7 protein-coding genes are annotated in these 17,234 nt (G+C 37.7%); 5 read left to right on the top strand and 2 right to left on the bottom strand.

The window, feature by feature from the left end; genetic code table 11:
• Positions 1–7 precede the first annotated feature (7 nt).
• Complete coding sequence (locus GFO_RS01915) at positions 8–1,351, bottom strand: Na(+)-translocating NADH-quinone reductase subunit A (RefSeq protein WP_011708323.1); 1,344 nt, start codon at positions 1,349–1,351, stop codon at positions 8–10.
• 160 nt (positions 1,352–1,511) lie between these two features.
• On the opposite strand from GFO_RS01915, the gene GFO_RS01910 reads away from it, so the two are divergent.
• The 3 genes from GFO_RS01910 to apaG are packed head-to-tail and all read left to right on the top strand — an operon-like array spanning position 1,512 to position 4,284.
• Positions 1,512–2,765: a type IX secretion system plug protein gene (locus GFO_RS01910; RefSeq protein WP_011708322.1), complete on the top strand. Its 1,254-nt coding sequence runs from the start codon at positions 1,512–1,514 to the stop codon at positions 2,763–2,765.
• A 12-nt stretch (positions 2,766–2,777) separates the two neighbouring features.
• A complete protein-coding gene (locus GFO_RS01905; protein WP_011708321.1) occupies positions 2,778–3,896 on the top strand; it encodes a DUF3667 domain-containing protein in 1,119 nt (372 codons plus the stop codon).
• 1 nt (position 3,897) lies between these two features.
• The gene (gene apaG / locus GFO_RS01900) at positions 3,898–4,284 is read left to right on the top strand and encodes a Co2+/Mg2+ efflux protein ApaG (RefSeq protein WP_041250209.1); all 387 of its coding nucleotides are present in this window, start codon (positions 3,898–3,900) and stop codon (positions 4,282–4,284) included.
• Here the strand turns inward: apaG and GFO_RS01895 are convergent.
• Positions 4,269–4,988, bottom strand: a complete 720-nt coding sequence (locus tag GFO_RS01895; RefSeq protein WP_011708319.1) for an NRDE family protein — start codon at positions 4,986–4,988, stop codon at positions 4,269–4,271. The two genes, apaG and GFO_RS01895, sit on opposite strands and share 16 nt — an antisense overlap.
• Positions 4,989–5,126: 138 nt before the next feature.
• Between GFO_RS01895 and pruA the strand changes: the two genes are divergently transcribed.
• Positions 5,127–6,770 (top strand): L-glutamate gamma-semialdehyde dehydrogenase, encoded by a 1,644-nt coding sequence (pruA, locus tag GFO_RS01890; protein WP_011708318.1) that lies wholly within the window; start codon positions 5,127–5,129, stop codon positions 6,768–6,770.
• Between the two features lie 289 nt (positions 6,771–7,059).
• Positions 7,060–17,136: an Ig-like domain-containing protein gene (locus GFO_RS01885; protein ID WP_011708317.1), complete on the top strand. Its 10,077-nt coding sequence runs from the start codon at positions 7,060–7,062 to the stop codon at positions 17,134–17,136.
• Positions 17,137–17,234: the final 98 nt, after the last annotated feature.

The following is a 17,234-nucleotide window of genomic DNA, read 5'->3' as shown; positions in this document are numbered from 1 at the left end:
CAGCTTTTTAACCTACTTCGGTGATCATTAAATCCAGACCTAATCTAATTACTTCCTGAATCTCAATTTTAGATGTGTTCACATATTCCACTAACGCAAAATCTTCAGGAGCTACTTCATAAATCCCAAGATTTTCCATTTTCTCAATGTCACCTGCCATACAAGCTTTGATAAGCTGCATAGGGTATATATCCATTGGCAACACTTCTTCCATTTCTCCGGTTACCACTAAAGCACGCTCTTCACCATTAAGGTTGGTTGTGGGCGTAAACTTTCTTTTTGGAAATAACCAGGATAAAGAAGTGTGTGAGTTTGAGTGAATATGATTATAGGTAAATGGTAACCAACCAAACATTCTATAATTATTACCTTCAGGTATCAAAGTCACTTCGTTTTCAAAAAATCCAAGGTATTGATTATTGGAAAGCTGAGTTCCAGTCAATACATCTCCTGAAATAATTCTAACACTATCCGGAGCCTGACCAATAAGGTCTGAAACATTTGCTCCTATGGTAGTTTTATAATACTTTCTATCTTTTGCTTCACTTCCCGTAACAGCTACAGTTCTATCTGCACGATATTCACCGGTTAGAAAAACATTACCAATAATAGCAACATCTTCAACACCTACCGTCCAAACAAACTCTCCTCTGTTAATAGGATCTATCTTATGAATTTGCACACCCACATTTCCTGCAGGATGCTCTCCGTTAACATGATGTAATTCAACCCCCTGAATATTCTTCAGGTATTCTGCTGAACTATCATCTACAGAAACATGAACTTTTCCTGAAGTTAATTTTCCTAAAGCATTGATACCTTCCTGAAAAGCTTCAACTTTATCTTTTATGATAAAACCTTTATCAGCTGCAAGAGGTGCAGTAGTTACGGCAGAAATAAAAATAGCCTTTGGAGTGTCTTTAGGATCTGCAACAATATCGTAAGGTCGCTGATAAATAAAGGCACCACAACCACTTTCCAGAATTCGTTCCTGCACATCTCTAGCTTCAGCCTTAGATGCATCCAATTTACCAAAATCACGGTAAGCATCTTCGGTATCTGCCTCAATAATCACTTCAAGGATCTTTCTCTTATCTCCTCTTTTGATTTCTTTAAGAACACCGCTTACAGGTGTAGTAAAGCGAATTTCATCTGTATATTTTGAATAGAAAATCTCATCACCGGCAAGGAGTTTTGCCCCTTCTTTGACAACCATTTTAGGTACAACAGTGTGAAAATCTGGCGGTTTGATCGCGTAAGTCTTAGATCGTGGAGCTTTTACAAGCTCTTTTGCCGCCTCCCCTTCTAATCGTAGAGATAATCCTCTTTTAATTCGAATGTCTTTTGACATAGGATGGAGTGTATGTTAAAATTTTTAGTTTAAAGTCGTGCAAATTTATGAATTTTCACTCCATTTACCCCAATAATTACAAGAATTTTACTTTGATCAACTGTTAAATAAATTCATGAAAAAAGCTTATTTCTATTAACTTTGTTTATTATTATACTTTATGAAAGTTTTTCTATTCATCTTATTTTTAGCGACAACTCCAATTTCAGGCTTTTGCCAGATAGTTGAAGAGACTCCTCCCCCCTCCTTTATAAGAACTGTAATATTTGAAGGTGACTCTGTAGAAAATACCGGAAATCCGATTATTAGACTCGGTAGTAGAATCAACCTCAGTTTTGATGATATCATTGGTGATGAGGCCGATTATTATTACACCATAGAACATTATAATTTTGACTGGACTCCCAGCCAACTCTCAAAAAATGAGTACATAGAAGGTTTTGACGATGTTAGGATCACTCAGTACACAAATGCACTTAATACGCTACAGCCATTCACTCATTACAGGTTATCTATACCTAATAGTAATGTAAAGCGATTAAAAGTGTCGGGTAATTATCTTTTGAAAGTTTTCAATTCCAGCCGCGAACTTTTATTCTCCAGAAAATTTATGATCTATGAACCAATCGCGCAGGTTGGTGCTGAAATTAGAAGATCACGAGACCTGAACTTCATAGATGAGAAACAGGTTGTAAACTTCAGTATAAATTCACCCGATCTACTTTTGAAGAATCCCGATGAAAATGTAAAGGTAAGCCTGATTCAAAATTTTAATCAAAAACTTGCCATTAAAGATCTAAAGCCTCAATACACTATTGCAAACGAGCTTATTTATAGATATGATAGTGAATCTTCATTTTGGGGAGGGAATGAATTTTTGCAATTTGATAATAAGGAAATAAGAGTAACCACTTCAGATATTGCCAGTATAGAATTAGGGGAACTCTACCACCATTACCTCTTTCTGGATTTTACCAGGAAAAATGAACCTTATACCTATAACCCCGATATCAATGGTGGCTTTGTGATAAGAAATATACAGGCGCAAAATTCAGATATCGAAGCTGAGTATGTATGGATGCATTTTCGACTAAAGAATTATGATATAATAGAGGATAGTGAGATACACATATATGGTGGATTCAATAATTTTGAATTAGATAAAAGCACACTACTTACTTATAATGAAGAAAGCGGGTATTATGAAGGAGCACGTTTATTCAAACAGGGTTTCTACAATTACAAATATGTTCTTTTAAATAAAGACGGTAGCATTGATGACGGATTTATAAGCGGAAATTTTGATGAAACTGAAAATGTTTATACCATTTTAGTGTACTATCGCACCCCGGGAGCAAGATATGACCGTCTAATTGGGGTTGGATATGCTAATTCCAGGAATATTCGAAACTAATTCTTATTTCCAATGTTGGAAAAACATGAAAAGAGGGATGTGCTCTATAAATATCGGGGGAAAACCTGTTTAAATTGTGAACTTCCACTTGAGAAAAGCGATCATTTCTGCCCCAATTGTGGACAAAAAAATAGTACTCGAAAATTAAATTTCAGCGATTTTATAGTTGAATTTTTTTCCGGTCTATTTTCATATGATTCACGTCTTCAAAGAACATTACGGGTCTTATTATTTAAACCGGGACAAATATCTAAAGACTACATCAACGGAAAAAGAATGCGCTATGCTAATCCTTTTCGGTTTTATCTCAGCGCATCTATTATATTCTTTCTTATTGCCGGAATATCTGAAAGCTTTGAGGGTGTAAACCTGCAGGAACAGGATGAGAATTTTCAAAATGAAGTCGCAAAAATACAGCAGGACACCTTATTGCAATCTGAGCTTAATGAAATTCCCGCTTTAAAACAGAACAATATAAAATTAGACTCGCTTATAAAAAGTATTCCGAGTAAAAGGAAAGAAACAGAAGAGTCGTATAAAGATGTTTATCTAAGTCAGACTGAGCTAGACAGTACGAATTATATAAACCGTAACGCCACCAAGTTCACTATTTTCTATCGCTATTATAAAGCTTCTAACGAAATCTCTCCGGAAGCAGCAATGACTGAACTTCAATATGAAAAAACCAAATGGAATTACTGGCTTTATGAAAAATCTATAAAGTTTAACCTGATATACAATAATCCAAAAATCTTTGCAGATTACTTTATTAGTAAGCTGCCATTTATTATATTCTTTTACCTACCCGTTTTTGCATTATTTATATGGCTTCTTTACCTGAGGAGGTCTTTTAATTACATGGAGCATCTTGTATTCGCCTTTCATGTACAAACTACACTGTTCGTCCTTTATATTATTGGTTATTCTATAGATTATATTCTAAATTCTGATTGGGGAATTGCGCTTGCAAACACAGTTTTTATATTCTATTTATATAAATCTATGCGCAATTTTTATGGTCAGGGTCGTGTTAAAACGGTTTTAAAGTTCGTTTTATTGAACATAATATTTTTTACATTAGCTATAATAGCTGCAATTATAGCTCTAATTGTATCTTTTTCAATTTTTTAAGATGGTTCAGCAGGTTACAAAAGGCATAAAAATTTCAGTCGAAACTCAATTCGAAGGTATGTTCTATAAAAATTATAGAAGTCAGTTTGCCTTTGGATATAGGATCACCATAGAGAACCAAAGCAATGATTCGGTACAATTACAATCAAGATTCTGGCAAATAAAAGATGCTTTGAACAATACTCAGACTGTTTCTGGAGAAGGAGTCGTTGGCAAACAACCATTTTTAGAACCGGGAGAGCGACATACTTATAAGAGTGGTTGCTTGCTCACTGGCTCCTTCGGGGCTATGAGCGGCCACTACAATATGCTGAATTTAAGCACCTCCAATAACTTTAAGGTAAAGATCCCTTCGTTTAAGTTAAGCGCTCCTTATACATTGAACTGAAAATAATTTTCAGTCACTTCTTTAGTTTTAAGACTTTCATACCAAAATTTCAGTTCCTTCGTTGAATTTTGTATTTGCGTAATACTTTGTGTTTTCAGAAATCCTCGATCTATAATTAAACTAGATTGTTTATCACCTTCTCCGGCATTATGATGAAAATCAAGTAAACTTTCAGAAGAAAATCCTTTGGATTGTTTTAGATTTTTGAACCATTTGATCCGCAAAGCTTTCATCTCTTCAGAATATAATGGAGAAGAAGACCAGATATGATCTTTCATATCCAGCTTAGTTAGCCGTCGCCTTTTACCGTCCCATAAAAATTCAAAAAACACAAGGCCATTATGCCAATCGACCACAATCATCGTAAATGGTTCAATATCTTCGAGTTTATACTCCTTAAACATTTCCTTTAACTTGTTCCCTGCTAAGAAGTCCTTTACCACTATTCCTCTACTTTTTCGGTAATCTGGTTTTCTTACATGAGGTTTTTCTGAGCCATTCATAAGACACACGCAACGTAAATTCTCACTTACTCCAATCCAGGTACCTCCAGCTTTTTCATCTTTTGGAAAAAAAAGCTTTCTTTCTTTATAAATTTCCTTTTTAGGAGGAAGTGTATTTCTGCTTACGGCTTCGTCCCTGTTAGAGGTTAAAATAAAACCGTTCATAGAGTCTGGATGAGGAACCAACGTAATTGTGCACATATATAAAGGTCAAAATTTTAAGGAAAATTACGAAAAAAGTTAAGCTTTCGTGAAGTGGCTTCTTATCTTCTTCAAAACCGCTTTATTTTTCTACCTTTAGCGGAATTAAAAACAATCGAAAAAAAGCAAAATAATATTATGGGAAAAGGATTTTTTCACGTTCCTGTAGCTGTTAATGAGCCAGTTAAGAGTTACGAGCCAGGAAGCCCGGAAAGAGAAGAAGTATTACTTACTTACAAAGATTTATACAACGCCAATACAGAGGTTCCTCTGTATATTGGATCTAAAGAAATTAAAACAGGCGATACAAAAACCATCAACCCACCGCATGACCATAAACACGAAGTGGGAACTTACCATTTAGCTAAGAAGAAGCATGTTGAAGAAGCTATTGAAGCAGCTTTAGAAGCAAGAAAAAAATGGTCGAAACTGGAATGGGAACAGCGTGCCGCTATATTTTTAAAAGCTGCAGATCTTATCGCTGGCCCGTACAGACAAAAAATGAATGCTGCTACCATGATTGGGCAGTCAAAAAATGTTTATCAGGCTGAAATTGATGCGGCATGTGAAATCTGTGATTTTCTTCGTTTTAACGTAGAATATATGTCTCAGCTTTATAATGAGCAGCCAGAATCTTCTGATGGTGTATGGAATCGTGTAGAATACAGACCTTTAGAAGGTTTTGTTTACGCAATCACGCCCTTTAATTTTACTGCAATCGCAGGGAATTTACCTTCTAGTGCTGCTTTGATGGGAAATGTTGCGGTATGGAAACCGAGTGATAGCCAGATGCTATCTGCTCAGGTTCTTATGGAAGTATTTAAAGAAGCAGGAGTCCCTGATGGTGTAATTAACATGATCAATGGCGATCCAGAAATGGTTACGGATACCGTACTGGCAAGTCCAGATTTTGCCGGAATTCACTTTACGGGAAGTACAGATGTATTTAAAGGCATCTGGGCAAAAATTGGTAATAATATTCATAAATACAAAACTTATCCTCGAATTGTTGGAGAGACAGGAGGTAAAGATTTTATACTTGCTCACCCAACAGCAAAAGCTAAACAAGTTGCTACGGCAATTTCAAGAGGTGCCTTTGAGTATCAGGGGCAAAAATGTAGTGCCGCTTCTCGTGTGTACTTACCAAAAAGTCTTTGGCCAGAGATCAAAGAATTTGTGAAGGAAGATGTTGAATCCTTCAAAATGGGATCACCGGAAGATATGACTAATTTCATCAACGCTGTTATCCACGAAGGATCATTTGATAAATTGGCAAGCTATATAGATAAGGCTAAGAAAGATAAGGATGCAGAGATCGTAGTTGGTGGAAATTATGATAAATCTAAGGGTTACTTTATTGAACCAACGGTAATTCTTACTACAGATCCTCATTACACAACTATGGAAACCGAATTATTCGGTCCTGTGGTGACTATATATGTTTACGACGATAAGAACTTTGACGAAAAGAAATGGGTAGATATCTGCGAAACTGTAGATAACACCAGTATTTATGGTTTAACAGGAGCAATTTTATCTGGAGACCGTTATGCTGCTGCTCAGGCTACAGATTTACTTCAGAATGCTGCCGGGAATTTCTACATCAACGACAAACCGACAGGTGCTGTAGTAGGTCAACAACCTTTTGGCGGAGCAAGATCTAGTGGTACAAATGACAAAGCAGGATCTAAAATGAATCTTATGAGATGGATTTCGGCAAGATTGATCAAGGAAACTTTTGTTCCTGCAACGGATTATAGATACCCATTCATGGGAGAATAGTTAGTTTTTCTATTTAAATCAAAAAGCCGCTGTACTTACAGCGGCTTTTTTTATTCATTCAACTATTCACCTGATTAACAGTTCGATAGTAATTTCCTACTAATTTCAACGATTTTAATCGTTTTTTAACGAAATATTAGTTTTTATCCATATTTTTCACTTAAATTTATTAGCTAAATCACTTTCCCCCAATTAATTGTGACTTAGTAATTTTATTGCAACCCTACTATTTATTGCCCCACAAAGAGTACCCTACACGATTATTGTTTGTATTTAAACCTTGGCAACTATGGGTGAAAAATTACATGGATTATTCTTTTTATTAATACTTTTTCTACCGGTTTATATCTGGGGGCAATGCCCTGCGTCTGTTTCTATTTCTGCAGATACTGGTAATACTATTTGTGAGGGAACCACTGTAACCTATACCGTCACTCCAAATGGTGGTGCCGGAGCATTCACATATCAATGGAAAATTGATGGCGCAAATCAGGGAGCACCAACTACCACTAATACGTTTTCAAGATCAAATCTTACCAATGGTCAGGTGGTATCTGTAGAAGTTACGGATGCTAACGGTAGTACCTGTTCTGTTTCTAATAATGGTAGTCCTATTACCGTAAATCCTACCAGAACACCAACTGTTAATTTTAATGTTCCAGCAGGTACTCTTTGTACGGGAAATATAAAATTAACAGCTACTAACACAAATGCTGGTTCCAGTCCCACTTACCAGTGGTATGTGGATGGAAACCTTGAACAAAACTCCTCCTCCAAAGATTTTACATTTAATTATTCTACTGCTAAAAGTTTTTCAGTAAGAGTGGTTTTAAATAGCAGCTACATTTGTCCATCTACGCCTACCGTAGAGGTAACAAAAACTGTTACGACAACTTCCAATCCAACTATATCAACGACCGACCCCAATTTAAACGGAGCTTGTATAAATCAGCCAATCACGCCAATTATATATAATATAGGCGGAAGTGGAACCGGTGCAACCGTTAATGGACTTCCCCCAGGAGTCACTGGCTCTTTTAATAGTGGAACTTTCACCATTAGTGGCAGTCCTACAGCTTCAGGCGTATTCAATTATACTGTAAACACACAGGGACCTTGTACCAATGTCTCTGAAGGCGGAACCATAGAGGTTTTAAAAGATGCGACTATTTCCTTAACCTCCGGAAGTACCAATCAAACAGTATGTCAATCAGAAAACATAGAAAATATTGTGTATGCTATTGGTGAAACCGGCAATGATGCTAGCGTTTCAAATTTACCGACGGGTTTATCCGGCAGTTTTTCGGCAGGGAATTTTACGATTAGCGGTTCATCTGCACAAACCGGGACTTTTAACTATACCATATTTGCTACGGGTACCTGCGGAAACTCTTCTACACTGAATGGAACGATTATTATAAATGCAAATTTAACTCCGTCAGTATCTATTACCTCTTCAGAAGCAGACAATATTATTTGTGAAGGAACACAAGTAACGTTCACCGCCAATCCTATTAATGGGGGGAGCAATCCATCTTACCAGTGGAAAATAGGAAACACTAATTCCGGTACCAACAGTAACACCTTTATTACAACAGCTCTTGCCCTTGGTGACCAGGATATAAGTGTAATACTAACCTCAAATGAAACCTGTCTTACAGAGCAAACAGCAACCAGCAATATAATCACAACCACTGTAAACGAAAATCTAACTCCAGCAGTAAACATATCGGCCAGTGATAGTGATATATGTCAGGGAGATGAAATTACGTTTACCGCCACTCCAACAAACGGTGGCAGCTCACCATTGTTTCAATGGAAGATAGGCAGTACAAATGTTGGTAGTAATAGCAATCAATTTAGCACCTCAGCTTTAACAAATGGCCAGGAGGTTTCGGTCATCATGACTTCCAATGAAACATGTTTAGCCTCAGTTTCAGCTACCAGTAATATTGTAACGGCTATCGTGAATCCTAATCTGACTCCTTCGGTTTCAATTGCTTCCAATGACAGTGATAATATTATATGTAGTGGTGGCGCTATTCAATTTACGGCAACACCTACAAATGGTGGAAATAGCCCTACCTATGAGTGGTTCATTAACGGTAGTTCTATAGGCAATAACAGTGCAACTTATTCCACAAGCTCATTGACTAATGGACAGACTGTTAAGGTAAGATTGACCTCCAACGAAGATTGTCTTGATATAAATACTGCAGAAAGCAATGAGATTACGGTGCAGGTTGATGGTTCGCTAAGTGGCATATTGCCTAGTTTTGACAATAGTGACCCAACTCATAACAGTTCTGCAATTTGCCCGGTCACCGAGCTTATTTACAAAATTAATCCTATTCCAGGTGCCCGCTCTTATAACTGGACTTATCCAGCCGGATGGACGGTAGTATCTCAAAATATTAATTTGATTACGCTCAAAGCTGGAGTCAATGCCCAAAGTGGAAACATTAGTGTTACTGCCGTGAATGACTGTGGCAACTCTAACACTCTAACCGAAAGCGTCTCTACAGGCACAGTGGTTCTTGTTAATGCCGGGCCAGATCAAAGTGTTTGTATCGGAACCAATCAAATAAACCTTGCTGGAGAAATAGGAGGTGTAATTACTAAGACCAAAGACTGGAGTTGGAGCGCAAGTGTTTCAGGCGGATCTTTCTCGAACGGTGGAAATAATCTAACCGGAACTTATATCATTCCGAATACTATTAAAAATAATGGAGGAACTGTAACTATAACAATTACCTCTATAGATCCAAGTGGTCCTTGTGATGCCAAGACAGATTCGATGGTACTTACTGTTTTGAAGAATGCCACAATTTCAAATCCAGCTAACAAAAATCAAACAGTATGTATTAATCAACCTATAGCCAATATAGATTTCAACATTACAGATGCCGGCACAGGAGCAACGGCAAGTGGCCTCCCTCCAGGAATAAATGGAAACTTTAACAGTGGAGTATTTACAGTTTCAGGATCTCCAACTCAATCCGGCACCTATGATTATACGGTAAATACAACAGGTTCGTGTACCTCGCAGCAAATCTCGCAAACAGGCACAATTACTGTTAATCCAAATAATACAATTGCAGACGCTGCTAATAAAGATCAAACTGTATGTATCAATCAGCTGCTCCAAGGTATTCAGTTTCCGGTTAATTCTACTGTTACTTCTGTAAACACAAGTGGTTTACCAACGGGGATAACTGGTAATATATCAAACGGTAATTTTATTCTAACCGGGACACCAACAGCCTCTGGTACTTTTGCATATTCGCTTAATACCGCAGGAACTTGCGAATCGGCTAGCACTAGTGGTGTTATTACTGTAACACCCGATGTCACAATCAGCGATCCGGTGAATAAAAATCAAACCGTCTGCATTAATACAGCGATTGATAATATTCAATTTGATATTTCCTCACCTGGCACCGAAGCTACGGTGAGCGGACTGCCCGATGGTTTATCAGGAACATTTTCTAACGGGATATTTACCATCTCGGGAGTTCCAACTGAAGCAAGCGCGGTCGCGGGTGACAATGGAATATTCAACTATTCTGTACAAACAGAAGGTGAATGTGTTCAGGTAACTGCCAATGGAACGATCACTATAATTCCAGATCCAACAGCAACTATTTCTTATCCTGAGAATATTTGCACCTCTATACCTGGTAGTATAAATGCAACCTTAGATGGCACAGGAGATTATAATGGAGGACTTTATAGTTCAACACCTGCCGGATTAACTATAAGCGCTAGTTCCGGGGCAATTACTCCGGCATCCAGCCAACCTGGGACCTATACAGTTTCTTATAAAGGCCCTGATACCTGTAATCCCGCTACTGCATCTGTTGAAATTACTATCAACCCAGAGCCATTTGTAGAGATAACTTATGGTGATCCTTTCTGTAATTCAGATTCGACTTTAAAAGAGCCAGTATTTAATAATGGTGTAGGAAATTATGAAAATGGGGTATTTTCTTCTTCGGAACCCGGAGGTCTAAGTATAGATTCTAGTACAGGGCAAATAAATGCTCAAACGAGCAGCCCTGGAACTTATGATGTTTTTTATACGATAGGAGAAGATTCCGGATGCAGTGAGATTCTTATAACTACTGAAGTCACTATTACACAAATACCTCAAATAATTATATCCTACCCCGAAACTATTTGTTCTTCAGAAACTTCGGTTGCGGTAAGTATTTTAGGAGAAGATGGAAATTATCAAAACGGTGTTTACTCTGGCACTAATGGTTTATCTATTGCTGCAGATGGCACTATTAACCCTTCTGCGAGTAATGCCGGACCTCACTCCGCAACTTACACAATTCCTACAGAGGCAGGCTGTGAGCAAGTAATTGCTACCGCTGATTTTATTATCAAAGAAGTTCCGCTAATTACTACAAATCCTGTAAATACGGGTGTTTGCTCAAATAGTCCTGCAGAATTTGAAGTGATTGCTACCGGGGATGATCTCAATTTCCAATGGTATAGAATTCTGGAAAATGGTACGGAAGAAATGATCGCTGGTGAAAATGCTGCAAAACTAAGTTTTACCAATGTTACTTCTGCAGATGCTTTGGGATACTATGTTACTGTATCTGGTGATGATTCCTGTGGTGAAGATACTTCTGAAATTGTGACGCTGAATGTAGATGAAGATATCATTATAACAGAACCTTCTGAAGATATTACCATATGTGAGGATACCCAGGATGAAATTAGTTTTCTGTTTATAGGACATGCAAATGGTGCGATACTGGATTTTAACTGGTATAAGGATGGTAATCTGGTAACAGCTCAAAATGGGAAAATAGCAATAAGCGTTACTGGTCCTGATGGCCCCAATGGTGAATACACCGGGGAATTGACAATTACCGATCCCCAATCTGGAGAAAATGGCGATTCTGGAGTATATTATGTTGTGGTAGATGGACCCGATTATTTTACTTGTCCGGAGGCTACTTCAAAGACTTTTACTTTCAGGGTCGAGCCCAGACCTGAGGCTCCTTCAGTGACAGACCGACAATACTGCCTGGAGGATAATGCAGGATCTTTGACCGCTACCGGGGAAGAAGGAAATGATATAAAATGGTATACTCTAAACGCTGGAGAATACACCTTTATAGGAAACGACATTCCAATTAATACCTCAACACCCACAACTTTTGAATACTATGCAACACAAACAAGACCAAATGGTTGCGAGAGTAATTTTTCAGAAGTATTGACTATAGAAATTCTCAATACGCCACCTCCAGTTTCTACTGAAACTATCGTTTTTGAATATTGCCATAATGAAGAAGGACTGGAATCTCTTATAGTGACTCCAGCGGATGGAGCAGAAATAAACTGGTATAATTCTATTGATGCTGAAAGTCCTATGGGATCAGCACCAACTCCTGCCACAGATGTTGTTGGCACAACTACCTATTATGTAAGCCAAACATTTGCAACAACAACTGGTTGTGAAAGCGATATTTCACCAGTAGAAGTAACAATTAAAGCTATACCTAATGTAGTAGTGGATATTGTAGGTGATGAGAATACCATCTGCCTTGGTAGTAGTGTTGATTTTACAGCAACCGGAGCTACCTCTTACACCTGGTATCTCGGAGAAACTGTATTACAAACTGGAGAAACCGCTAGTTATCAGGCTAGCCCAACAGTTTTGGGCGAAAATATCTATACGGTAGTGGGAACTACAAATGGCTGTACCAATACTTATAATATTTCTGTTTTTGTAGATGATAATTCAATCGCTGGCGGTTTGGATGCTCCAGAAAGGATATGTGTTTCAAATGGATCTGCAACCGTATCTTTGCAAAGTAAAATTGGAAATATTATTAAATGGGAATACAGTAATGCATCAACAGCTGATGTATGGACAGAGACAGCAGAAACAGATCTAAATGATTCCCGAACTTTTAATGGACTCACTGAAACCACCTCCTATAGAGTTACCGTTAAAAACGGTGTTTGTGAGGACGCAACTAGTGAAGCTACAGTGATCGTAGATCAGTTACCGGAGGGAGGAAAAGCACTCTGGACAACCAATAACGACCGCTTATTCCTTTCGTGTGAAAATCCAGCTTCGGGATATGCCTCCTCAATTACGCTATCAGGTTATTCAGGACAAATTGTTTCTTGGGAATATCGCGGTGTTTCAGACAACGCCTGGACCACTATAAACAATACTACTTCAACATTAACGAGAGACGAAGTTGAAAATGCTGTAAGTAACGAGAGTACCGCTTTTAGAGCCAAAATTGTGAATGGCTCCTGCGACACAGGAAATTATTCAGAAACTGCCATTATAAGTGTTATAGAGGCAGACATAAAACCAACGCCAGTAGAAGTTAATAAAGATGTTATATGTATAGGAGACCAGATAACTCTAAGTTCAGAAACTGGCTATAGTGCTGATGGCGGTAAATTTGACGGAGGTGCATTTGACAATGCCGGTATTAAAAATCACGGTTGGGACTTTACAAATCCAGATGGAAGTAAAAACGATTTTGATTCTGCTGCTAATAATGGCCGCGCAGATCACTGGCTAAGAATGAATCCCCACGGCAGTAACCCTGCTAATGAAAAAGTATATACTGCAAATCTATATCCAATTGCTAATCAAGGGCCCACCAATGGATCTATGGTTAATTTCAGAACCTTCTCTACTAATGCAGGAAATAAAGGCTTTGCTTTGGTCACAGGAAACAATGATTCTTATATGGAAACGCCGGTTTTCTCACTTGGTGGTTTAGACGAAGCTATATTAACCTGGGATCAGGCATACAATTTAACGGAGGGAGCCCGGATTAGAGTAGAAATATCCACCAATGGCGGCAGCACTTATGAAACTGTGGTTTTTGATACCATAGGAACTGCTACTAGTGGCAATTATAACAACTTTGGAGATCTTACTCCGGCACAACGACCACTAAATAAAATGGTGGTAGATCTGGGGGCATACCTGGGACAATCTAATTTAAGGATTCGTTTTAATTATGAAGGAACTATTGACGGGGATGTTTGGGCAGTAGATAATATAGAAGTACCTGAAGGCCCACAGGATATAATATTGCAATGGTATTATGATGATGATCTTACCGATCCAGACAGCTATCTCGAACCAATAGGCGAGGTAAATCAATATACTGTTAATTTTATACCTCGGAAAATTGGATGGAATGACTTTGAAGTGCAAACCAGGATTATCCTGGACAGTAACGGGAATGAGTGCCAGAGTATAGACAATTTCGAAACTATAAGGGTTTGGGCATTTGACAGATATACAACAAACGTAGAAACAGTAGTTGGCAGCTGCGGTAGCCTAACGGTTAAACTTGACGCTACTGTAACAGCAGAGTATCAAGCCAAAACAATTACAGAATATCCAACCTTAGATGGTTATGTGGGTAGCTGGAAGGTTGAAGATTCAGCTGGAAATGAAGTCACTGCTGGATTCACAATAATCAATCAGGATTCTGAAAGTTCCCTGGATCCATTGGAGAATCCAAGTGCAATATTCACAGCAGATAATTTGGGCGATTACAATTTTAAATGGATACTAACTCCTACTGCTGTAGATGAAAGCGATAATCTTTTGGTAAATTCTGAATGTCCGCCTGTTGAGAACACTAATAATGTTACTCTGGTTGATTGTACCACGTTAGATTTTGATGGTGATAATGATTATATCGATCTTGGAAATAATTATAATGGAAACTTCTTTGTTGAGGCATGGATTAGACCTTTTGACAGGGCACTTGATGATGGCTCTGGAAACACCAACGCATCTACTGGCGTAATATTTAGCACTGCGGGACTCGAGATTAGAATGGAAAATCTTCCTTCAGGAATTGTTAAAAATACCAGATGGTATCATATTGCCGTGGCAAATAATGGTGATATATGGGTAGATGGTGTTCCCTCCGGCAATATAGATATTAGTGCCTCCGGAATTAATAATACTAGTATTGGAGCCAGGTTTAACGCGAATACTAAAACCGCTTCAAATCATTTTTCGGGATGGATCGATGAATTAAGAATTTGGAATAACAATAATAAACCAGATCTTAAAGAAATCCGGTTTATGATGAATCAACGTATAAAACTTAATGATGCTGCCAGCGCAACTTCATTAGTAGAGGGAGAAGTAGTACCCAACCTTATTATTCCTGATGGTATCAGCAGTTATCATACCAGTGGTGCACATAACCTTGATCAGGATGGAGATACATTTTATAATCAAACCTGGGGTGATCTAGAGGGGTATTATAGATTGATTTCTGAAAATCCAGATCCAGCAGGACTTATATCATTTGCAGATAATTTAAAACCTAATGGCGGTTTTACTCCAGATCATTCTATTACTAAAGTACCAGGCAGACTTGTAAATATCACGACCGATCAAGAGAACACTTCCCCTACTCCTTATTTATCTGGATCTGATGGCAGCTGGGCAAATATAAATACCTGGGCCAGACCAGCTGTTTGGGACTATCCAAACAGCACTTATAATAATATTCAAATAGATTGGAATATCGCTAGAATCAATCATAATATTACAGCAGACAGTAAAGAAATTGTAATGCTTGGAATTCTTTCAGAAACTCCAGGACAGCTATTAACTGTAAACGGAGATGTACCAATTAGAATAACTCATTATCTTTTACTTGATGGTAATATGGATCTTGCTGGGGAATCTCAATTACTACAAGATCATGGTAGTATTTTGGCAAACGCAAGTCAAGGCTGGGCTGAAATAGATCAGCAGGGTAGAAAAATTTCTTATAATTATAATTATTGGACAAGTCCACATAGTAATCAAGGTTCTGATAATAACTCAGGATTTCTCTTAAATCAGGTATTAATGGATGGCACAAATCCTGCTACACCCAAGACCATCATTTTTAAAGATGGTTATTTCTCTGCAGATGGTGTTAAAACCAATCCAATTACGATAAGTAACGAATGGATCTGGGATTTTAGAGGTGGAAGAAATGATGATTACTCAGATTGGCTACATCTCGGTTCAGATTTTACAGAAATTGTTGGTGCAGGATATTCCATGAAAGGAACGGATGGTACAGCGGGTGTAAATGATGAACAAAATTATGTTTTCCGAGGCAAGCCTAATAATGGCAATATTCCTACTGGGGATTTGAATATTGTTAGCGGTAGAGACTTCCTTGTAGGAAATCCTTATCCGTCTGCAATTGACGGATTAAAATTCATCGACGATAATGCTGGGATTTTTAACGGAAGTTTATACTTCTGGGATCATTTCGCTGGTCGTACTCATATATTAAAAGAATATGTTGGAGGCTACGCTACCTGGAATCGATCCGGTGGCCTCAAAGCTATCTCAAATGACTGGCGTATCAATGAAGAAGGTGGAAATGGTTCATTAGAACCCGGAAGGTATATTCCTGTTGCGCAAGGATTTTTCATTTCTACTTTTAACGGAGGTAGCGGAGGAAATATTAATTTTAATAACACGCAAAGAGTATATGTGACAGAATCTGAGGCGCCATCTGGCGGTGACAACCCCTCCGTATTCCTTCAATATGAAGACAATACCATTAAAGCTAAGGTGACCGATCATAAATCAGAAACATCAGAGGATACCCGGTTAAAGATCAGGCTGAAATTTGAATCTCCTAAAAAATACCATAGACAGATACTGGTAACTATGGATGAAAATACCACCAATGGGTTTGACCTTGGTTATGATGCCCCGCTGATAGAAAATAACCTGGAAGACATGTACTGGTATTTTGAAGAAAGACCTTATGTGATTCAGGGAGTCCCTAATTTTGAAAAAGATCAGGTGTTACCTTTAGCTATCAAATCTAAAGAAGGGGGTGAATTTATAATCAAAATTGATAAGACTGAAAACTGGCCCTCTGGCAAAGAATTATATTTAAAAGATAATCTTTTAGACACAATACATAATATTATTAAAGAACCATATAAAAGCAAAACTGATGAATCTGGTGAAATTAAGGATAGATTTGAGATTGTCTTTTTTAAAGAACAAGCCCAAGATCCTGCTATTCCCAACCCTGATCCTGATGATATAGTAGATCCAGGTGATTTACCAAATATAGATGGGCTTGTAGGTATAAGCTACAGCACTTTTAGGAAACAGGTTAAGATTAGTAATTTTGACATGCTTGATGTATCAAAAGTTATGATCTTTGATATGGCAGGAAAACTAATTCAGCAATATGATGAAATACAAACAGAAAGAGAAATATTGCTGGGTATGAGACCCGTACGTTCTGGTGTATATATAATAAAAGTTTTCAGTGAAAAAGGAATTTCTGATAAAAAAGTAATTATTAAATAGTATAAATTAAAATCTACTTCCTTGATATAAAGTAGCTTATTACTGCATTTTTTTAGAATTTTAAAACCATTTATCGTTTTTATACGTACTTTTACCGA

The sequence above is a fragment of the Christiangramia forsetii KT0803 genome (assembly GCF_000060345.1).
GTDB lineage: Bacteria > Bacteroidota > Bacteroidia > Flavobacteriales > Flavobacteriaceae > Christiangramia > Christiangramia forsetii.
The sequence above is the reverse complement of the archived record's forward strand: the minus strand, read 5'-3'. Positions and strand labels throughout refer to the sequence as shown.

Excerpts from the sequence above, each read along its gene's own strand:
- GFO_RS01915 (WP_011708323.1), bottom strand. The coding sequence starts at position 1,351 with ATGTCAAAAGACATTCGAATTAAAAGAGGATTATCTCTACGATTAGAA.
- GFO_RS01910 (WP_011708322.1), top strand. The coding sequence starts at position 1,512 with ATGAAAGTTTTTCTATTCATCTTATTTTTAGCGACAACTCCAATTTCA.
- GFO_RS01905 (WP_011708321.1), top strand. The coding sequence starts at position 2,778 with ATGTTGGAAAAACATGAAAAGAGGGATGTGCTCTATAAATATCGGGGG.
- apaG (WP_041250209.1), top strand. The coding sequence starts at position 3,898 with ATGGTTCAGCAGGTTACAAAAGGCATAAAAATTTCAGTCGAAACTCAA.
- GFO_RS01895 (WP_011708319.1), bottom strand. The coding sequence starts at position 4,988 with ATGTGCACAATTACGTTGGTTCCTCATCCAGACTCTATGAACGGTTTT.
- pruA (WP_011708318.1), top strand. The coding sequence starts at position 5,127 with ATGGGAAAAGGATTTTTTCACGTTCCTGTAGCTGTTAATGAGCCAGTT.
- GFO_RS01885 (WP_011708317.1), top strand. The coding sequence starts at position 7,060 with ATGGGTGAAAAATTACATGGATTATTCTTTTTATTAATACTTTTTCTA.